This window comes from Bradyrhizobium sp. Y36 (assembly GCF_002531575.1).
Classification (GTDB): domain Bacteria; phylum Pseudomonadota; class Alphaproteobacteria; order Rhizobiales; family Xanthobacteraceae; genus Bradyrhizobium.
Map to the genome: position 1 here is coordinate 110,862 of NZ_NWTI01000012.1, position 18,405 is coordinate 129,266.

Here is an 18,405-nt window from a genome sequence, read left to right on the forward strand (position 1 = left end):
GCGACGCAATGACACTTAAATCCCAGTGTGTTAGCGCCTAGACTCAAGTTTTCTCGGCGACCACGACGAGGCCGCGCACCGGCTCGTTGTTCTCGATGCGCGGCGAGGCCGCCTGCAATGTCAGAAGCTTCAGTCCGGCCCTGACGAGCGCGCTCCGCACATATTCCGCTGCATGGGCATAGCGCAGGCCTTCGCCGAGAATGATGCCGTTGCCATCGTGGGTCTCGAGCGTGAAGGCGAGCACGCCGCCCGCTGCAAGCACGCGCCTTGCTTCCGTCAGCACCGGTGCGAGATCCGACAGATACACGAACGCGTCCGCCGCAATCATCAGGTTCGCGCTTGCTTTGGGCTTGCCGCGCAAGCCATCGATCATGTCGGCGACTTCGAGCTCGGCGTACAGACCCGTCGCGCGCGCCTCCTTGATCATGCCGGACGACAGGTCGATGCCGGTGAAATGATCGACCTGCTTGGCGAAGGCGGCTGCCGCGAGGCCGGTGCCGCAGCCGAGATCGATGGCGCGCTTGAACAGAGCCGGCTTCCTGGCGGCGACGCGTGCGGCGATCACCGCCTTGAAGATCAGGGACGGCGCGCGGTATTCGAGATCGTTGACCAGAACATCCTCGAAATGCGGCGCATATTGATCGAACAAGGCCTGCACATAGGCCTTCGGCATCTCCGAGAGTTGCTCGTCGCCCAGCCGGATCAAACGCAAGCCGGCGCCGTGCTGGTCGTCCGGGTCGGACTCGCACGCTTTCCGGAAGGCGGCGATGGCCTTGTCGCGCTCGCCCAGCTCATCGCGGATTTCGCCCAGCGTGAACCAGGCCGAGGTGAAGTTCGGCGCGAGCTCGAGCGCTTGTTCCAGCAGGTCGGCGGCGGCGGGCAGGTCACCCTTGAGCTGGAGATCGCGGGCGAATTCGAAGCGGCGGTCGGCGATGAGATCGCCCGAGGACAGGAACAGGCGCAGAGGCATTGAGGAACCGAAGGAGCGAAGCGGGCGGGGCGACTCGAAGATGCGGCGACCCCACCTATATATCAGGCATGCGTCCGCAAGACATCCTGTTGCCAGCTGCTGCCGGCCTGTGCTGCAAGCCCGGCGGCTTCCATATCGATCCTGTCCGCCCCGTGGAGCGGGCCGTGATCACCCACGGCCATTCCGACCATGCCCGCGCCGGCCATGGTGCGGTGCTGGCGACGCAGGAAACGCTGGACATGATGCGGCTGCGCTATGGTGAGAATTTCGCCGGCTCGACGCAAGCCATCCGCTACGGCGAGGAGATCCGGCTCGGCGAGACCTGCGTGAAGTTTCATCCCGCCGGCCACGTGCTCGGCTCGGCGCAGATCGCGGTCACGTGCAAGGATACCTGCATCGTCGCCTCCGGCGACTACAAGGATGCGCCCGACCCCACCTGCACGCCGTTCGAGCTCGTTCCCTGCGACGTCTTCATCACCGAAGCCACGTTTGGCCTGCCGGTATTCCGGCATGGCGATGCGGCTGACGAGGTCGAGAAGCTGCTCGCCTCCGTCGTGCTGTTTCCCGAGCGCGCGCATCTCGTTGGCGCCTATTCGCTCGGCAAGGCGCAGCGCGTGATCAAGCTGCTGCGGCAGGCCGGCTATGACGCGCCGATCTATTTGCATGGTGCGATGGAGACGATCACCGCGTACTACCAGAGCCGCGGCATCGACCTCGGCGAGCTCAGGCCGGTGAAGGACGTCAAGAAGGGGGCGCTCGCCGGTACCATCACGCTGGCACCGCCCTCGGCGACGTCAGATCTGTGGACGCGCCGCTTTCCCGATCCCGTCACCGCTTTCGCCTCGGGCTGGATGCGCGTGCGCGCCCGGGCGCGGCAGCGCGGCGTCGAGTTGCCGCTGGTGATTTCCGACCACGCCGATTGGGACGGTCTCACCGCCACCATTGGCGCGACCGGCGCTGGCGAGATCTGGGTCACGCACGGTCAGGAAGATGCGCTGGTGCATTGGTGCAGGTCGCAGGGCCTGAAAGCGCAGCCGCTCGATCTCGTCGGCTATGGTGACGAGGAGGAGAGCGAGGCGCCGGCCAGTGACGAGGCCGAGGCATGAATCGCTTCGCCGAACTGCTCGACCGTCTCGCCTACGAGCCCGGCCGCAACAACAAGCTGCGTCTGCTCGCCGGCTATTTCCGCGAGGTCGGCGATCCCGATCGCGGCTATGCGCTCGCCGCGCTCACCGGCGCACTCAGCTTCAAGCACGCCAAGCCTGCGCTGATCCGCGATCTCATCGCATCGCGCACAGATGAAGTGCTGTTCGGGCTGAGCTACGACTATGTCGGCGATCTCTCCGAGACGGTCGCGCTGATGTGGCCGAAGGCGCCAACCATTTCGCAATCCTTTCAGAGCCACCCCTCTCCCCAACCCTCCCCCCTTGTCGGGGAGGGGCAGGGAGGGGGCTACTCCGGGCGAGATGCTGACGAGTCTCCTCACGCGCGCCACCACAACAACCCGCCGCCGCCGACCCTCACCGAGGTCGTCACCACGCTGCGCACGCTCGGCAAGACCGAGTTGCCAAAACAGCTCGAGCGCTGGCTCGATGAGCTCGATGAGACCGGCCGCTGGGCGCTGCTGAAGCTCGTCACCGGGGCGCTGCGCATCGGCATCTCCGCGCGCCTTGCGAAAACGGCAGCGGCCGCGCTCGGCGACAAGGACCCGCACGAGGTCGAGCTGATCTGGCCGGGGCTCAGCCCGCCCTATCTCGACCTGTTCGCCTGGCTGGAAGGCCGCGGCGACAAGCCCGTCAATCGCGATCCCGCGCCGTTCCGCCCGGTGATGCTGGCGCATGCGATCGAGGACAGCGATTTCGCTGCGCTCGATCCCGCCGACTACATCGCCGAATGGAAATGGGACGGCATTCGCGTGCAGGCCGTCGCCGGTCGCGACGAGCTTGGCCGCATCACCGCGCGACTCTATTCGCGCACCGGCGAGGACATCACGGGAAGCTTTCCGGATCTCGTGCCGTCGCTTCGATTGCCGGGCGCGATCGACGGTGAGCTTTTGATCCTGCGCGAAGGCCGTGTGCAGAGCTTCAACGTCCTGCAGCAGCGGCTCAACCGCAAGGTCGTCTCGCCCAAGCTGATCAAGGCGTTTCCAATCCACCTTCGCGCCTACGACCTGCTCGGCGATGACGAGAACGATTTGCGCGAGCTGCCGTTCGCGGAGCGTCGTGAGCGGCTGGAGACCTTCATCGGGAAGCTCGGGGATCCCCGCATCGATCTGTCGCCCACCGTTTCCTTCGCGAGCTGGGCGGCGCTGACCGCCGCACGCGCCGATCCTGCAAGCGCAGGCGCGGGCGAAGACGCGGATGCGGTCGAGGGCGTCATGCTGAAGCGGCGCGATGCGCCTTATCTGCCGGGACGGCCGAAGGGGCAGTGGTGGAAGTGGAAGCGCGATCCGCACATCATCGATGCCGTGCTGATGTATGCGCAGCGCGGCCACGGCAAGCGCTCGTCCTATTATTCCGATTACACCTTTGGCGTCTGGACCGCCGGCGCTGGTGGCGACGAACTGGTGCCGGTCGGCAAGGCCTATTTTGGCTTCACCGACGAGGAGCTGCTGCAGATCGACCGCTTCGTCCGCCGCAACACCACGGAAAAGTTCGGCCCCGTTCGCCATGTCGTGCACGAGCCGGAGCAGGGGCTGGTGCTGGAGGTCGCGTTCGAGGGCCTGCAGCGTTCGCCGCGCCACAAATCCGGCGTCGCCATGCGCTTCCCCCGCATCAGCCGCCTGCGCTGGGACAAGCCACCGCGGGAAGCCGACCGGCTGGAGACGCTGGAACGGATGCTGAAGGCGGAGACGGTGGAGGTTGAGGCGTGAAGGGGTGTGATCAGTCGGACTTTGGCTGCGCCTGCGTGCACGCCTCGTCCTTCGAGACGCCCGCTTTACGCGGGCTCCTCAGGATGAGGACGGAGTGCGTGGCAGCAGTTTCAACGGGCACCGATGCCGATTAGCCTCATCCTGAGGAGACCGCGAAACGGTCGTCTCGCAGGATGGCGGCCGGGACACAATCTCATCGGACGGCGGGAGAGACAAACCGACCATCGAATTAAACTCCCGTAACCCGATTGACGCGTGGTTGCGGGTTCCCCATGTGCCTCGCCGTGCCCTATAATGGGGTCGAATCCCCCTGAGGAGTTTGAGATGGTCCAAGACGTCAGAGATTTGCCGGCCGGCCGCAATGATGGCCTGAACCGCTTTCTCGGCGGCTCGCCGCTGGCGGTCGCGTTTCGGCTGGTCCTGCTCTCGATCCTGGTCGGCGTCGTGCTGGCCGCGATCGGATTCGATCCGTGGAACATCCTCACCAGCATCCGCCTGCTGTTCCAGCACCTGTGGGATCTCGGCTTCGACACCATCAACTGGCTGTGGCGCTACTTCCTGCTCGGCGCGGTCATCGTGATCCCGATCTGGCTGCTGTCGCGCGTGTTCGGCACGCCGCGCCGCTAAGTTCAGCCCGTCCGGAAGGAGCCCGCAGCCGATGCAACTCCGCTTTGTCGGCTGCGGCGACGCCTTCGGCTCCGGCGGCAGGCTCAACACCTGCTTCCACGTCTCGGGGCGCGAGGCCAACTTCCTGATCGATTGCGGCGCGTCGGCCCTGCCGGCGCTGAAGCGGCTCGAGATCGACCGCAGCGAAATCGATCTCATCCTCATCACTCATTTCCACGGCGACCATTTTGCCGGTCTGCCGTTCCTCCTGCTCGACGCGCAATTCTCGCGGCGGACCAGGCCGCTGACGATCGCAGGCCCGCAGGACATCGAGAGGCGACTGCGTGAGGTGATGGAGGTCTTGTTCGAGCATTCCTCGACGACCAAGCAGCGCTTCGAGCTCGACGTCGTCGAGCTCGCGCCCGGGCAAAGCCGGACCTTCGGCGCCGTGACGGTGACGCCCTATCCGGTGGTGCACGGCGAATCCGGGGGGCCCTTCCTCGCCTACCGTGTCGAGGCCGAGGGCCGGACGCTCGCCTACAGCGCCGACACCGAATGGACGGAGACGCTCATTCCGCTGGCGCAGGGCGCGGACCTTTTCATTGCCGAGGCCTATATGTACGAGAAGGTGGTCAAGAACCATCTCAGCCTGAAGACCTTGGAACAGCATCTGCCCGACATCGGCGCAAAGCGCCTGATCCTCACCCATATGAGTGACGACATGCTGTCGCGGCTGGATGATATCGCGCATCTCGCCGCCGAAGACGGTATGGTCCTCGTATTCTGACATGCACGCGCCCGCTCCGCTCAAGATCGGATCCCGTCAGGTGTTCGCCATCGCCGGTCCTGCGATGGTCGCGAACCTGACGACGCCGCTGATCGGCGTGGTCTCGACCACCGCGATCGGCCGGCTCGACGATGCGGCGCTGCTCGGCGGCGTCGCGATGGCTTCCGTCATCTTCGACTGCCTGTTCTGGCTGTTCGGCTTCCTGCGCATGAGCACGCTCGCCTTCACCGCGCAAGCGCTCGGCGCCGGCGAGACGCGCGAGCCGCCCGCGATCCTGGCGCGCGGCTTCATCGTCGCCGGCCTGATCGGCGCCGCTCTGATCGTCCTGCAGCTGCCGCTGGCGGCACTCCTGTTCGACCTGATGGGCGGCAGCGAGGGCGTGACGCGGGCAGCAAAGACCTATTTCAAGATCCGGATCTGGTCCTCGCCCTTCGCGCTGGCCAACTACGTCATCCTCGGCTGGCTGATCGGCCTCGCCCGTGCCAATTCGGCCTTGCTGCTTCAGGTCGTCATCAATCTCGTCAACATGGCGGCGACGATCCTGCTGGTGCTGGTCTACGATACCGGCATCGCCGGTGCCGCGATCGCCGCGCTGCTGTCGGAGGCGGTCGGACTTGCCCTCGGCGTGATCGTCTGCCGGCATTATGCCGACGCCGGCTTCGCCGTCCCGTACGCGAACCTGCTCGATCGAGCGAAGCTGTTGCGGTTGCTGGCGGTGAATTCCGACATCATGATCCGCACCGCGGCGCTGATCGCCGTGTTCCTGTTCTTCACCGCCAAGGGCGCGCAGGCCGGCGACGTCACGCTGGCCGCCAACTCCGTGCTCAACAATTTTCTGCTGATCAGCGCCTTCTTTCTCGACGGCCTCGCCAATGCGGCCCAGCAGCTTTGCGGCCGCACGCTCGGCGCACGCGACCCCAAGGGCTTTGCCGCGTCGACGCGGCTGGTGCTGCTCTGGGGGCTCGGCTTCGCGATCGTCGTCGCCGTGCTGTTCGCGCTGTTCGGGCCGGCGCTGATCGACTTCATGACGACGAGTGACGACGTCCGCCGGGCCGCGCGCGAATTCCTCCCTTTCGTCGTGCTGGCGCCCATCCCCGGCGTGTTCGCCTTCGGCTTCGACGGCATCTATATCGGCGCGACCTGGGCGCGCGAGATGCGCAACCTGATGCTGGCCTCGCTCGCCATCTTCCTCGCCACCTGGTGGGCGCTGCAATCGTTCGGCAATGCCGGGCTGTGGTGGGCGCTGATGGCCTCCTACCTCTCGCGCGGCGGCCTGCAGGCCGCGCGCTATCCGGCGCAGTTCAGGGCGACGTTTGCGAAGTCGTGAATTCGTAGCCCGGATGGAGCGCAGCGAAATCCGGGGCCGCCGTAGTTGCGGATCAAATCCCGGATTGCGCTGCGCTCCATCCGGGCTACGGGGTCACGCCCTACATCCCCGGCCAGTCTTCGGCGGTGAGGGTCGCTGCATCGGCGCCGACGATCTCGGACAGCGAATCGCGCCCGGTGCGGAGCAGCGTCGAGGTGAGGTCGCGCTTGATCTCGTCGACGAGGCCGAGGCCCTTGTAGACCAACGACGAATACAGCTGGATCAGGCTGGCGCCCGCGCGGATCTTGGTCAGCGCGGCGCCGCCGGAGTCCACGCCGCCGACGCCGATCAGCGGAAATGCGCCCTCGACGCGCACATAGGTTTCGGCGACCATCCGCGTCGACAGGCGGAACAGCGGCCGGCCGGACAGGCCGCCTTGCTCCTTGGCGCGCATCTCCTCCCGCAGCGTGCTCGGCCGGGCAATCGTCGTGTTCGAGACGATCATGCCGTCGACCCTGCGTGAGCGCGCGACCTGCACGACATCGTCGAGCTGGGCGAGGCTCAGATCCGGCGCGATCTTGAGCAGCACCGGCGTGTCGCCGGCCTTCTGCCTGACACGCTCGCGCGCGTCGATCACGCGTGCGAGGAGATCGTCGAGCAGCGCGCCTTCCTGCAGATTGCGCAGGCCAGGCGTGTTCGGCGAGGAGACGTTGACGGTGAAATAGCTCGCGACCGGCGCGAAGGTCTCGATCAGCTTGACGTAATCGGCGACGCGATCCGGCGAATCCTTGTTGGCGCCGACATTGACGCCGACGATGCCGCCGTGCTGCGCGCGCGCGGCGAGCCGGCGCAGGGCCACGTCCGCGCCGTCATTGTTGAAGCCCATGCGGTTGATGATGGCTTCGTCGCGCTCGAGGCGAAACAGCCGCGGCCTGGGATTGCCGGCTTGCGGCTTCGGCGTCACCGAGCCGATCTCGACGAAGCCGAAGCCGAGCCGCAGCAGCGCGTCCGGCACCTCCGCGCTCTTGTCGAAGCCGGCGGCCATGCCGATCGGGTTGGGAAAGTTGAGTCCGAAGGCGCGCATCGCGAGCTTGGGATCGTCGGCGCGCGGCTTGATCGGCGGCAGGAAACGCAGGCCCTGGATCGCCAGGCGATGCGCATCTTCCGGGTCGAGCCAGCGCAGCACCGGCAGCGAAAAGGCGTCGAAAGCGCGGATCACGGGGCAAGCTCCGGAACGTCGTGGCCGCCGTCGGAGCGGATGTTGAGATTCGTCACCGCGATGACGGCGCCGAGATCGAGCTCGCCATAGAGATGAGGAAACAGCTCCTCATTGCGCGAGCGCTCCCAGCGCAATTCGCTGCCGAGCGCGTCGCTGTCCACCTCGACCAGGAACAGCGCGCGCTGGCCGAAATAGTGCTTGCGCAGGGTCTCGGGAACCTGGGCGGCGGTCGAGAGATGGATGAAACCGTCGCGCGCATCATCGGCGCTGCCGAGGTAGACGCCCCGCCGCTCCGCCTCACGCCAGGCCGAGGCCGGACAGATTTTGTAGATCTTGACCACCGCTTGCGCAGCCCTGTTGCTCTTTGAGTCTTTTGGGTTTTTTCGTCTATCGCGGGTCTTTTAAACCCCCGGCGCGACCGTAAAGGCCGCCCCTGCCGAACTCAAGACCTCAAGCCATTTCCGGTCCGATGAAATCGAAACGAGGGCTCCAGGTCCTCGTTTTGACGCGTTTTCCTGGCGCGAACCGGTACTCGCCTCGCTTGAAACGCTTTCGCCCGCTGCCTCTTGCGCGAAAATCGGAAAACCGGTTGATTTGAGGATAGTTTTCCTGGGTTGCGACAGGCTGGACCTTCCATGGTCAGACAGGCCAAAGCGCAGAGGATACTGACTCACGACCAGATCTGGGTCGCGCTGGATCGGCTGGCGGAGCGCGCCGGTCTGTCACCGTCCGGCCTTGCCAAGCGCGCCGGGCTCGATCCCACCACCTTCAACAGGTCCAAACGCGTTACCTCGGACGGCCGCGAGCGCTGGCCCTCGACCGAATCGATCGCGAAGGTGCTGGCCGCCGCAGATTCCTCGATGGCGAGCTTTGCGAAGCTGATCGACGACGACGCGGGCGATGGCCGCTCGGTCCCGCTGCTCGGCTTCGCTCTGGCCGGCGCGAGCGGGGCCTTCGACGAGTCCGGCCTTCCCTCCGGCAAGGGCTGGACCGAAACAGCGCTTCCCGCCACCGAGGACAGCCACACTTTTGCGCTTGAGATTTCCGGCGATGCGTTCGCCCCTGTCTATCGCGACGGCGACATCGTGCTGGTTTCGCCGGGCGCGCCGATCCGCAAGGGCGACCGCGTGGTGGTGAGGAGCAAGACGGGCGAGGTGACGATCGCAACGCTGCGGCGCCGCACCGCGAGGGCGCTGGAGCTGCACTTGCTCGATGCGCCGCAGGCCGGGCGCACGATGGCGACGGGCGAGGTGGCGTGGATTGCGCGGATCGTGTGGACGAGCCAGTGATCATGACCTTGGCCGCCTCGTGACCCGCATTCCTGCGGGCCGCGTTTCATTCCGATCGCCATTGCGACTCACCGGCCCTCTCGCATAGGTTGCGGCCGATACTACCGGCCCAGCTTTATCTTAGGGGAATACGATGAATCGCCGTCACGCCTTGAAGGCCCTCGCGGGTCTCGCGCTTTGTCCGTTGTGCAAGCCAGCTTTCGCCGCCGAAGGCGCGCATTGGAGTTATGAAGGCGCCGGCGGCCCGGCCAAATGGGGCGATCTCGACACGGCCAACAAGGCCTGCGCGGTCGGCCTGCAGCAATCGCCGATCGACATCGAAGGGACGATCAAGTCGCAATTGCCGGTTCTGAAACCGAATTGGGGCAAGAACGCTGACACGATCGTCAACAACGGTCACACGATCCAGCTCAACTTCGCCGAAGGCAGCACGCTGATGCTGGGCGACGTCAAGTACAAGCTGCTGCAGGTGCACTTCCACCGGCCGAGCGAGCACATGATCGGCGGCAAGAATTTCCCGATGGAGGCCCATTTCGTCCATCGCAACGAGGCCGGCGGGCTCGCCGTGGTCGGCGTGCTGATGGCAGAGGGCAGGGCGAACCCGGCTTTCGGCAAGATCGTCAAGACCATGCCGGCGGCGGAAGGCCCCGCGGTGAAGGCCGATGCCGGCATCGATCCGCACGCCATGCTGCCGACCAAGCTCAGCTACTTCCGCTATCCCGGCTCGCTGACGACGCCGCCCTGCTCGGAAGTGGTCGAGTGGCTGCTGCTGACCACCCCGATCCAGGTGTCGTCCGCCGACGTCGCCGCGTTCGCAAAGCTCTATCCGATGAACGCGCGCCCGGTGCAGAAGGACAACAGGCGCTACGTGCTGAAGTCGATCTGAGCGAGCGCTGAAGGTCCGTAGCCCGTATGGAGCGCCGCGCAATCCGGGACGACTGGAGCGCTCGTGAAGACCCCGGATTGCGCTGCGCTCCATCCGGGCTACACGCTACATCTTCCTCACGCGCTCCGCGCCAGCGCGCCGTCGATCATGTTGACGGCGTTCTGCACACCGTACACCGCGACGAAGGAGCCGAAGCGCGGGCCCTTCTCCTGGCCGAGCAGCACCTGGTAGAGCATGTTGAACCAGTCCAGCGTGACGCCGGGACGGCCGTCCTTGCCCTTCTTGACCTGGTCGAGGAAGGGCTCGCGGCGGCCGATCTCGTAGACGACGTTCTGGATGTCCTCGGCCGATGCCTCCGGCGCGAGCTGTGACAGCGCATCGCGCAGATCCTGCAATGCGGCGCGCTCGGTGTCGTTGGGCACGCGGAACTGCTTCGTCGGCGCGACGAAGTCGCGGTAATAGTTGATGGCGTAGCCGACCATCGCATCCAGCTTCGGATGCGTCTGCGGGCTCACGCCGGGACGGTAGCGGCCGATGAAGCCCCACAGCGTCTCGGCATTCTCCGCGTTCGACGACGACACCAGCGTCAGCAGCAGCTGGAAGGTGACGGGCATGTCGCCCATCGGCGGCTTGCCGTTGTGGATGTGCCAGACCGGATTGCCGAGCTGCTGCTTGCCGTCTTGCTTGGCAAAGCCATCAATGAATTGCTGATAGTCGTCGACCTGGCGCGGGATGACGTCGAAAAACAGCCGCTTCGCCGCCTTCGGTTCGCGATACATGAACAGCGACAGCGATTCCGGCGAGGCGTAGCGCAGCCATTCGTCGATGGTCAGGCCGTTGCCCTTCGACTTCGAGATCTTCTGGCCCTTCTCGTCGAGGAAGAGCTCGTAGTTGAAGCCTTCGGGCGGGGAGCCGCCGAGCGCCCTCGCAATCGCGCCGGACAGCTTCACGGAATCGATCAGGTCCTTGCCTGCCATCTCGTAGTCGACGCCGAGCGCGACCCAGCGCATCGCCCAATCGGCCTTCCACTGACACTTGACGTTGCCGCCGGTCACGGGCGTCTCGACTTCCTGGTTGGTATCGGGGTCGACATAGGTCACCGTGCCGGCCGCGACGTCGCGGCGGATCATCGGCACCTGCAGCACGATGCCCGTGGTCTTGCTGATCGGCAGGAACGGCGAATAGGTGGCGCGACGATCCGGACCGAGCGTCGGCAGGATGATGTCCATGATCTTGTCGTAGGCGGCAAGCATCTTGAGCAGCGTCGCGTCGAAGCGTCCGGACTTGTAGTAGACGGTCGAGCTGGCGAACTCGTAGTCGAAGCCGAAATGATCCAGGAACGCGCGCAGGCGCGCGTTGTTGGCATCGCCGAACGACGGATGCTCGTTCGAGAACGGGTCCGGCACGGACGTGAGCGGCCGCCCCAGATATTGCGCCAAGAGATCCTTGTTCGGCACGTTGTCGGGCACCTTGCGGAAGCCGTCCATGTCGTCGGAGAAGGCGAGCAGGCGCGTCTTGATCTTGTCCTCGGTCAGAACGCGGAAGGCATGGCGCACCATCGAGGTGCGCGCGACCTCGCCGAAGGTGCCGATATGCGGCAGGCCCGACGGCCCGTAGCCGGTCTCGAACAGCACCTCGTCCTTCGGGCTCTTCTTCAGCCGCGCGACAATGGCCTTCGCCTGCTCGAACGGCCAGGCGTTGGATTGTTCGGCGAGCGCACGCAGGTCGCTCGGGCTCATGCTGGGATCGATAACAGACATCAAGAAGGGCCTCCGGGCCGCGGAAAATAGCGATTTTTGCGCGGAATGCAAAAATAGTCTTGGTCGTCATTCCGGGGCGATGCGCAGCATCGAACCCGGAATCTCGAGATTCCGGATTCGCGCTTCGCGCGCCCCGGAATGACGATTGATTGGTTAGAACGGGCTCACCGAGAAATAGCGCAGCCACAGGTCGGTGTAGCGGCCTTTTTCCCAGACCCGGAACAGCGCCCAGTTCAGGGCCTGGCGCAGCACGTCGTTGCCCTTGCGGACGGCGATGCCGATGCCTTCGCCGAAGAAGCGGCTCTCGACGAAGGGGCCGCCGGAGAAGGCACAGCAATCGCCGGAATCGGTGCCGTTGATCCAGAACGCCAGCGAGATGGCGTCGCCGAAGATGAAGTCAACCTCACCCTTGCGAAGTGCGGCGCGCATCGCATCGTCGTTGGGATAGGGGTGCAGCTCGGCGTCGGTGAACAGGGCCTTCAGATAAGCCTCGTGCGCGGAGCCGGCGATGACGCCGACCTTCTTGCCCTCGAGATATTCCGGGCGGATCTCCGGCATCACCGCGTCCTTGCGCGAGGCGAAGCGCGCCGGCACGCGGTAATAGGGATCGGTGAAATCGACCCTGGCCCGCAGCTGCGGGCTCACCGCCATCGAGGCGATGATGGCATCGCCCCGGTTGGAGGAGAGCGCGTCGACCAGCGTCTCGAAGCGGCGCATCTGCACCGTGCAGGTGACCTTGATCTCCTCGCACAGGCTGCGGGCGAGATCGACGTTGAAGCCGGCCGGGTTGCCGTCGGCGCCGGTGTAGTTGAACGGCGGATAGTCGGTCTCGGTCAGGAAGCGGATCACGGTCAGGCGCGACAGGTCCGGCCGCTCCGGGCGCCGCCGGGGATCCCAGAAGCCCGGCACGGCCTGCGGCGCCGCCTGGGGCGCGACCTGCGGCGTGGCCTGGGGTGCCGCCGGGGGTCGCTTGGCGGGCGCCTGGGCCTCGGCGGCGGGGACGCCGGCGAGCAGGCAGGCACCAACGGCCAGCCCCGTCAGCAAGCCAAGGACAGATTTGGACGATTTCGCCTGTTGCGATGGAGCCATCGGCCGGAAATGAAGGAATTTCATTGGGATCGGAGGGCGTTATAGACCATCCGGGCCGGAACGCGAGTGCCGATTGCGGGCTGGGCAAAGGTCTCTCAGGCGTCATGCCCGGGCTTGTCCCGCCCGCGCGGCCGAAGCCACTTCGGAAGGCTATGCCCGGCCATGACGATGTGGAAAGCGCTCGGCCTAAATCAGGGGCCTCAGAGATACTTCTTCAAATCCGCCGCCGCCTCTTCCGGCGTCCGCTTCAGATTGAACGGCGAGACGAACCTTCCGTCGCGGTCCATCAGGTAGATCAGCGCGGTGTGGTCCATGGTGTAGTCGCCGTCCTTGGTCGGGACCTTCTTGGCGTAGACCCGGTAGGAGGTGACGACCTTGGCGGTCTCGGCGGGATCGCCGGACAGGCCTTCGAGGTGCGGATCGAAGCTCGACAGGTACTCCTTCATGGTCGCCGGCGTATCGCGCTCGGGGTCGACCGAGATGAAGACGGCATTGACCTTGTCGGCATCCTTCCCCATCGCGCGCAGCACTTCCGAGATCTCGAACAGCGAGGTCGGGCAGACGTCGGGGCAATGGGTGTAGCCGAAGAAGATCAGGGTCGGCTTGCCCTTCAGGTTCTTGTCGGTGACGGCCTTGCCGTGCTGGTCGGTGAGCTGGAACGGGCCGCCGATCGCAGCCGGCTGCGCCACCTTGCTGACCCCGCCCATGGCCCAGAACAAGATCAGGAGCCCGACGACGAGACTTGCGGCGAAGGCGGTCGCGATCACCAGCGGGCGGGTGGCGGAACTCATGAGCGGAAAACTTCCTGTCGCGGATCAGAAGCAGGCGGCGAAACCGGTCCTGATGATTTCGAAGAACATCTGCGTGCCATAGTGGAACCACAGCGCCAGCGCGCCGAGCACGAGCAATCCGCCGATCGCCGCACCCACCCACAGCAGCACGGACGGCGTCCGGCCGGCAGTGGACGAATTGTCCTGTAACGGATGCGAGGGGTGCAGGGGTTGAGCCATGACAACGATCGGGGGGCGAAGGCCCGGGTTCCAGGCTCTCAGATAGGCCTTGGCCCGCCGGCGGGCAAGGCGGCACCAGCCCCTCAAGGCGCTATCAGCGGTCAAAGCGCCGCCGGAGGCCGAAAGAATGTTGTCAGGCTGGGAGCGTCAGTGCAGCAGCTGGCCGCGGGCGGATTCGAGCTGGTCGCCTTGGGGGAGCGGCCGGCGCGACGGCTTGATGGTCGAGGCCTGCGCGTCGAGGTAGCAGGGCTTGTACATGGCCTGAAGCTGCTTGCCCTTCAGGAAGAGCATGTGCGGGGTGAGGCCGCCGCGCTGGCTGATCCAGCGCTTCACCTGCGAGGGGTACATCGCATAGAGCATCTGGGTCGCCTCGGGATTGGTCACGGCGCGGCCATTGCTGCCGAAATCCCAGGCGGCGTGGAAGCCGAGCGTCGCGCTCGAGGTCACGCAGATGCGGTCATGCGGGATGGCGCCGAGGACGATGGTGCAGGCGGAGGCACACAGGCCGTCGATGATGACGGTCTCGCCGGATTGACGCAGGTCCTGGTACTTGTCGACGTAGGTTCCAATCCGGCCACCGCGGTCATCCGCGATCCGAACCACCGCGTGAGAAGCCCCCATGCCAGCGATCAAGAGAACTGCCGCAAGCAACCCCGTCAGAAACTTCATTGTCCCCCGCCCCGGTCGAATTCGAATCTGCGTGTCAGGTGGTGATGCCCGGCTAGCGTCCGTCGTAACCGCGGTTTTGTCTAGGCAGGCCGGCTGGCTCAAAACAAATTCAAATCCAGTGTTGCGTCCGCGCTGCACTCGGTGGGTCTCTATCCCAAAGTGGAACAAGTTAAGGATGTCTTGCGCGCCACGCCCTTGATCTCAGTTACAACCGCTGGCTTCAATCCGGGCGAATACAGGGGAATCCATCGAGGAGGGAATCATGGAGGGGGAAAACCATGGCTGAGGAGACCGATGTCATCGTCGTCGGCGCCGGATTGTCGGGCCTCGTTGCCGCAACCGAGATCGCGGACGCGGGCAAGCGCGTGATCGTGGTCGACCAGGAGGGCGAGCAGTCGATCGGCGGCCAGGCGTTCTGGTCGTTCGGCGGATTGTTCCTGATCAATTCGCCGGAGCAGCGCCGGCTCGGCATCAAGGACTCCTACGACCTCGCGATGCAGGACTGGCTCGGTACCGCCGGCTTCGACCGCGACGAGGATTTCTGGCCACGCAAATGGGCCGAGGCCTATGTGGCGTTCGCCGCCGGCGAGAAGCGCGACTGGCTGCGGGCGATGGGCCATCGCATCTTCCCCGTGGTCGGCTGGGCCGAGCGCGGCGGCTATGACGCGATGGGCCACGGCAATTCCGTGCCGCGCTTTCACGTCACCTGGGGTACCGGCCCCGGCATCGTCGAGCCGTTCGAGCGCCGTGCGCGCGAGGCCGTCAGAAGCGGCCGGCTGGTCTTCAGGTGTCGCCATCGCGTCGACGCGCTTTCGATCACCAACGGGACGGTCGATGGCGTCAGCGGCGCCGTGCTCGCGCCTGATGCTGTCGAGCGCGGCAAGAGCTCGTCCCGCAACGTGGTCGGCGAATTCGCGATCAAGGCCCAGGCCGTGATCGTGGCGTCCGGCGGCATCGGCGGCAATCACGAGCTGGTGCGGCAGAACTGGCCGGAGCGGCTCGGCACGCCGCCAAAGTTCATGATCTCCGGCGTGCCCGAGCATGTCGACGGCCGCATGATCGGCATCACCGAGAAGACGGGCGCGCGGCTGATCAACCGCGACCGCATGTGGCACTATGTGGAGGGCATCCAGAACTGGAATCCGATCTGGCCGCGCCACGGCATCCGCATCCTTCCGGGGCCGTCGTCGATGTGGTTCGACGCCACGGGCACGCGGCTGCCGGCGCCGCTGTTCCCGGGCTCCGACACGCTCGGTCAGCTCAAATACATCATGTCCACCGGCTATGATTATTCCTGGTTCATCCTGACCCAGAGCATCATCAAGAAGGAGTTTGCGCTGTCGGGGTCGGAGCAGAACCCCGATTTGACCGGCAAGAGCTGGCGCATGACGATCAAGCGGGCCACCAACAAGGGCGCGCCGGCGCCGGTCGAGGCGTTCAAAAGCCATGGTGTCGACTTCATCGTGCGCGACAAGCTCGAGGACCTCGTCGCGGAGATGAACAAGCTTGCCGGCAGCGACCTTCTCAAGCTCGAGCACATCAGGATGCAGATCGAGGCGCGCGATCGCGAGATCGCCAACCCCTACGTCAAGGATGCGCAGGTGATGAACATTCACAACGCGCGCCGCTATATCGGCGACAAGCTGATCCGCACCGCGTCTCCGCACAGGATTCTGGATCCCGCCCAGGGGCCGCTGATCGCGGTCAAGCTCAACATCCTCACCCGCAAGACGCTGGGCGGTTTCGAGACCGATCTCGACTCGCGCGTGTTCGGTGCCGAAGGCAGCGTCATTCCCGGCCTCTACGCGGTCGGCGAAGCCGCGGGCTTCGGCGGCGGCGGCGTGCACGGCTATCGCTCGCTGGAAGGCACGTTCCTCGGCGGCTGCCTGTTCTCGGGCCGCAACGCCGGGCGCGCGGCAGCGAAAGCGGTGGGATAGGTCATGCGGTGGTGGATGCGTATCGGGGCGCTGGCCGCGACATTGATCGTCGCTTCGTCTGCATCCGCCGAGACCATCGACGTCAACGGCGTGAAGCGTTCCTACACCGCGCAGCTTCCGGGAAAGAAGCCGGCTCCGCTGGTGGTCGTGCTGCACGGCAAGACCCAGCGCGGCGCCGACATGATCGCGCGGACGGCGTGGCCGCAGGTCGCAAAGCGCGAGGGTCTTGCCGTCGTGTTTCCCGACGGCCTCAACCATGCGTGGGCGGACGCGCGCACCAAGGCGGGGCCCACGCTGCGCGGTCCGCCCGAGGGCACTGACGACGTCGCCTTCATCGCAACGCTTGTCGAGAAGCTGGTGGCGGACGGCACCGCCGACGCCAAACGCGTCTATGTCACCGGCATCTCCAATGGCGGCGCCATGGCGATGACGCTCGTCTGCGCCCGCGCCGATCTGTTCGCGGCCGGCGCGAGCGCGATCATGAACCTCACCGACGAGTCCGCCGTCACCTGCCATCCGTCGCGGCCGCTGCCGATGCTGCTCATGAACGGCACGGCCGATCCGCTGGTGCCCTATGCGGGCGGACGCGGGTCGAGCTATTTTGCCGCAGACGGATTCTGGTCGACCGAGGAGACGCTGGCGTTCTGGCGCAAGCTCAACGGCTGCGAGGCCGATGACGCGGCCAGCACCGAACTGCCCGACAGGAACGCTGCGGACCAATCCACGGTGACGCGGATCTCCTCGCGCTGCCCTCAAGGCCACGACGTCGTGCTCTATCGCGTCAACCATGGCGGCCATCGCATGCCCGGATTGTCTCCGGATGCCCGCTTCCCGAGGGTCGCGGCGGGCCTGCTCGGGCCGCAGAATGCCGACATCGACGGCGCCGAGACGATCTGGGCTTTTTTCAGTCGGTTTCCGTAAAGCCACATGCGCAGTGGTGACGCATGCGCCGCAGGCCACGCATGCGTGCGGGGCAACACATGCGTGCCCTGCAACGCAATGCGTGCCAGGGGTGGCAGAGCGCGAGGTGCTGGGCTAGACAGGGCCGCCATTTCAGTGAGGAGACCCCCAATGAGCATTCAGCGTTTCGAAACCGGCCCGCGCATGAGCCAGGTCGTCGTGCACGGTAACACCGTCTATCTCGCCGGCGTCGTCGCCAACAAGGCGGCCGGCGAAAGCGTGACGAAGCAGACCCAGGACATCCTGGCCACCATCGACGGCCATCTCGCCAAGGCCGGCACCGACAAGTCGAAGCTGCTCTCGGCTACCATCTACATCACCGACATGAAGACCTTCGGCGAAATGAACGCGGTGTGGGACGCCTGGGTGTCGCCCGGCAACACGCCCGCGCGCGCCACCGTCGAGGCCAAGCTGGCGGCGCCGCAATACACCGTCGAGATCATGGTGGTTGCCGCGAAGTAATCGTCGCGAACGATCCACAACCGAAAGAAGCGCGATGAGGGCATCATCGCGCTTCTTTTTTTGCACGTACCTCAGCTTCTTTGCGCATGACCTCCGAGGTAATCGATCGGCGCACGCATTCCTTCGATAGTGACGGTCAGCCGAACACGGCGTCCTCGAAGGAGATCACCATGACCGACCCCGTCACCATCGCCCGCCGCTACATCGAGCTCTGGAACGAGCGCACCGCCGGCCGCCGCCGCGAGCTGCTCGGCGAGGACTGGACGAATGATGCGAGCTATGTCGATCCCCTGATGAAGGGCGACGGCCACGACGGCGTCGAGGCGCTGATCGCGGGCGTGCAGCAGCGTTTTCCCGATTTCAAGTTCAGCCTGATCGGCGAGCCCAATGGCTACGGCGACCATATCCGCTTTTCCTGGGGCCTCGGTCCCGACGGCGCTGACAGCCCGATCAAGGGCACGGATTTCGCCGTGCTGAAGGACGGCCGGATCAGAAGCGTGACCGGATTTCTCGATCAGGTGCCGCCCGCGGCGTGAGACGGGCGGCTCTCCCCGTGCAGGCAGGGAGGGCCGCACCCCTCGAC

General features: G+C 65.7%; 19 protein-coding genes. 11 read left to right on the forward strand and 8 right to left on the reverse strand.

Annotated elements, in window-relative coordinates; all coding sequences use genetic code 11:
- Nucleotides 1–43 precede the first annotated feature (43 nt).
- Complete coding sequence (locus CO669_RS20465) at nucleotides 44–970, reverse strand: class I SAM-dependent DNA methyltransferase (RefSeq protein ID WP_097661746.1); 927 nt, start codon at nucleotides 968–970, stop codon at nucleotides 44–46.
- A gap of 68 nt (nucleotides 971–1,038) precedes the next feature.
- Between CO669_RS20465 and CO669_RS20470 the strand changes: the two genes are divergently transcribed.
- The 5 genes from CO669_RS20470 (at nucleotide 1,039) to CO669_RS20490 (ending at nucleotide 6,562) form a co-directional block, all read left to right on the forward strand.
- Complete coding sequence (locus tag CO669_RS20470; protein ID WP_097661747.1) at nucleotides 1,039–2,076, forward strand: ligase-associated DNA damage response exonuclease; 1,038 nt, start codon at nucleotides 1,039–1,041, stop codon at nucleotides 2,074–2,076.
- On the forward strand, nucleotides 2,073–3,842 hold the full coding sequence (locus tag CO669_RS20475; protein WP_097661748.1) for an ATP-dependent DNA ligase: 1,770 nt from the start codon (nucleotides 2,073–2,075) through the stop codon (nucleotides 3,840–3,842). The genes CO669_RS20470 and CO669_RS20475 overlap by 4 nt, the downstream gene beginning before the upstream one ends.
- 324 nt (nucleotides 3,843–4,166) lie before the next feature.
- Complete coding sequence (locus tag CO669_RS20480; protein WP_097661749.1) at nucleotides 4,167–4,469, forward strand: DUF6460 domain-containing protein; 303 nt, start codon at nucleotides 4,167–4,169, stop codon at nucleotides 4,467–4,469.
- Nucleotides 4,470–4,500: 31 nt separating this feature from the next.
- A complete protein-coding gene (locus tag CO669_RS20485; protein ID WP_097661750.1) occupies nucleotides 4,501–5,235 on the forward strand; it encodes an MBL fold metallo-hydrolase in 735 nt (244 codons plus the stop codon).
- A 1-nt stretch (nucleotide 5,236) separates the two neighbouring features.
- Nucleotides 5,237–6,562, forward strand: coding sequence for an MATE family efflux transporter (locus tag CO669_RS20490; protein WP_097661751.1), 1,326 nt, complete (start codon nucleotides 5,237–5,239; stop codon nucleotides 6,560–6,562).
- A gap of 100 nt (nucleotides 6,563–6,662) precedes the next feature.
- Here the strand turns inward: CO669_RS20490 and CO669_RS20495 are convergent, their stop codons facing one another.
- Both CO669_RS20495 and CO669_RS20500 read right to left on the reverse strand, forming a co-directional pair.
- Nucleotides 6,663–7,760: a quinone-dependent dihydroorotate dehydrogenase gene (locus CO669_RS20495; protein WP_097661752.1), complete on the reverse strand. Its 1,098-nt coding sequence runs from the start codon at nucleotides 7,758–7,760 to the stop codon at nucleotides 6,663–6,665.
- Nucleotides 7,757–8,101, reverse strand: a complete 345-nt coding sequence (locus CO669_RS20500) for a DUF952 domain-containing protein (protein WP_097661753.1) — start codon at nucleotides 8,099–8,101, stop codon at nucleotides 7,757–7,759. Before CO669_RS20500 ends, CO669_RS20495 begins: the two co-directional genes overlap by 4 nt.
- 294 nt (nucleotides 8,102–8,395) lie before the next feature.
- Between CO669_RS20500 and CO669_RS20505 the strand changes: the two genes are divergently transcribed.
- Both CO669_RS20505 and CO669_RS20510 read left to right on the forward strand, forming a co-directional pair.
- Complete coding sequence (locus CO669_RS20505) at nucleotides 8,396–9,049, forward strand: S24 family peptidase (RefSeq protein WP_097661754.1); 654 nt, start codon at nucleotides 8,396–8,398, stop codon at nucleotides 9,047–9,049.
- 133 nt (nucleotides 9,050–9,182) lie between these two features.
- On the forward strand, nucleotides 9,183–9,935 hold the full coding sequence (locus CO669_RS20510) for a carbonic anhydrase (protein ID WP_097661755.1): 753 nt from the start codon (nucleotides 9,183–9,185) through the stop codon (nucleotides 9,933–9,935).
- A 116-nt stretch (nucleotides 9,936–10,051) separates the two neighbouring features.
- Here CO669_RS20510 and CO669_RS20515 read toward each other — a convergent pair whose 3' ends face one another.
- From CO669_RS20515 to CO669_RS20535, 5 genes are all read right to left on the reverse strand, one after another.
- The gene (locus tag CO669_RS20515; RefSeq protein ID WP_097661756.1) at nucleotides 10,052–11,695 is read right to left on the reverse strand and encodes a lysine--tRNA ligase; all 1,644 of its coding nucleotides are present in this window, start codon (nucleotides 11,693–11,695) and stop codon (nucleotides 10,052–10,054) included.
- Nucleotides 11,696–11,848: 153 nt separating this feature from the next.
- Nucleotides 11,849–12,784 carry an ABC transporter substrate-binding protein gene (locus CO669_RS20520; RefSeq protein WP_097661832.1) on the reverse strand — a complete coding sequence of 312 codons (936 nt, stop codon included), beginning with the start codon at nucleotides 12,782–12,784 and terminating at the stop codon, nucleotides 11,849–11,851.
- A gap of 200 nt (nucleotides 12,785–12,984) precedes the next feature.
- On the reverse strand, nucleotides 12,985–13,575 hold the full coding sequence (locus tag CO669_RS20525; protein ID WP_097661757.1) for an SCO family protein: 591 nt from the start codon (nucleotides 13,573–13,575) through the stop codon (nucleotides 12,985–12,987).
- Between the two features lie 24 nt (nucleotides 13,576–13,599).
- The gene (locus tag CO669_RS20530; RefSeq protein WP_097661758.1) at nucleotides 13,600–13,794 is read right to left on the reverse strand and encodes a hypothetical protein; all 195 of its coding nucleotides are present in this window, start codon (nucleotides 13,792–13,794) and stop codon (nucleotides 13,600–13,602) included.
- A 147-nt stretch (nucleotides 13,795–13,941) separates the two neighbouring features.
- Entirely contained in the window at nucleotides 13,942–14,463 is a 522-nt protein-coding gene (locus CO669_RS20535; RefSeq protein WP_198964138.1) for a hypothetical protein, read from the reverse strand.
- A gap of 278 nt (nucleotides 14,464–14,741) precedes the next feature.
- Between CO669_RS20535 and CO669_RS20540 the strand changes: the two genes are divergently transcribed.
- The 4 genes from CO669_RS20540 to CO669_RS20555 all read left to right on the forward strand — a co-directional run bounded on the left by CO669_RS20540 (nucleotide 14,742) and on the right by CO669_RS20555 (nucleotide 18,358).
- On the forward strand, nucleotides 14,742–16,400 hold the full coding sequence (locus CO669_RS20540) for an FAD-binding dehydrogenase (RefSeq protein ID WP_097661759.1): 1,659 nt from the start codon (nucleotides 14,742–14,744) through the stop codon (nucleotides 16,398–16,400).
- A gap of 3 nt (nucleotides 16,401–16,403) precedes the next feature.
- Entirely contained in the window at nucleotides 16,404–17,321 is a 918-nt protein-coding gene (locus CO669_RS20545; protein WP_097661760.1) for a CE1 family esterase, read from the forward strand.
- Between the two features lie 150 nt (nucleotides 17,322–17,471).
- Complete coding sequence (locus tag CO669_RS20550; protein WP_063199776.1) at nucleotides 17,472–17,822, forward strand: RidA family protein; 351 nt, start codon at nucleotides 17,472–17,474, stop codon at nucleotides 17,820–17,822.
- A gap of 170 nt (nucleotides 17,823–17,992) precedes the next feature.
- Entirely contained in the window at nucleotides 17,993–18,358 is a 366-nt protein-coding gene (locus tag CO669_RS20555) for a nuclear transport factor 2 family protein (protein ID WP_198964139.1), read from the forward strand.
- Nucleotides 18,359–18,405 lie beyond the last annotated feature (47 nt).

Coding starts and splice junctions, on each gene's coding strand:
- CO669_RS20480 (WP_097661749.1), top strand. CDS start 4,167: ATGGTCCAAGACGTCAGAGATTTGCCGGCCGGCCGCAATGATGGCCTG.
- CO669_RS20555 (WP_198964139.1), top strand. CDS start 17,993: ATGACCGACCCCGTCACCATCGCCCGCCGCTACATCGAGCTCTGGAAC.
- CO669_RS20535 (WP_198964138.1), bottom strand. CDS start 14,463: ATGAAGTTTCTGACGGGGTTGCTTGCGGCAGTTCTCTTGATCGCTGGC.
- CO669_RS20465 (WP_097661746.1), bottom strand. CDS start 970: ATGCCTCTGCGCCTGTTCCTGTCCTCGGGCGATCTCATCGCCGACCGC.
- CO669_RS20525 (WP_097661757.1), bottom strand. CDS start 13,575: ATGAGTTCCGCCACCCGCCCGCTGGTGATCGCGACCGCCTTCGCCGCA.
- CO669_RS20485 (WP_097661750.1), top strand. CDS start 4,501: ATGCAACTCCGCTTTGTCGGCTGCGGCGACGCCTTCGGCTCCGGCGGC.
- CO669_RS20550 (WP_063199776.1), top strand. CDS start 17,472: ATGAGCATTCAGCGTTTCGAAACCGGCCCGCGCATGAGCCAGGTCGTC.
- CO669_RS20505 (WP_097661754.1), top strand. CDS start 8,396: ATGGTCAGACAGGCCAAAGCGCAGAGGATACTGACTCACGACCAGATC.
- CO669_RS20530 (WP_097661758.1), bottom strand. CDS start 13,794: ATGGCTCAACCCCTGCACCCCTCGCATCCGTTACAGGACAATTCGTCC.
- CO669_RS20490 (WP_097661751.1), top strand. CDS start 5,237: ATGCACGCGCCCGCTCCGCTCAAGATCGGATCCCGTCAGGTGTTCGCC.
- CO669_RS20540 (WP_097661759.1), top strand. CDS start 14,742: ATGGCTGAGGAGACCGATGTCATCGTCGTCGGCGCCGGATTGTCGGGC.
- CO669_RS20515 (WP_097661756.1), bottom strand. CDS start 11,695: ATGTCTGTTATCGATCCCAGCATGAGCCCGAGCGACCTGCGTGCGCTC.
- CO669_RS20520 (WP_097661832.1), bottom strand. CDS start 12,784: ATGGCTCCATCGCAACAGGCGAAATCGTCCAAATCTGTCCTTGGCTTG.
- CO669_RS20470 (WP_097661747.1), top strand. CDS start 1,039: ATGCGTCCGCAAGACATCCTGTTGCCAGCTGCTGCCGGCCTGTGCTGC.
- CO669_RS20510 (WP_097661755.1), top strand. CDS start 9,183: ATGAATCGCCGTCACGCCTTGAAGGCCCTCGCGGGTCTCGCGCTTTGT.
- CO669_RS20475 (WP_097661748.1), top strand. CDS start 2,073: ATGAATCGCTTCGCCGAACTGCTCGACCGTCTCGCCTACGAGCCCGGC.
- CO669_RS20545 (WP_097661760.1), top strand. CDS start 16,404: ATGCGGTGGTGGATGCGTATCGGGGCGCTGGCCGCGACATTGATCGTC.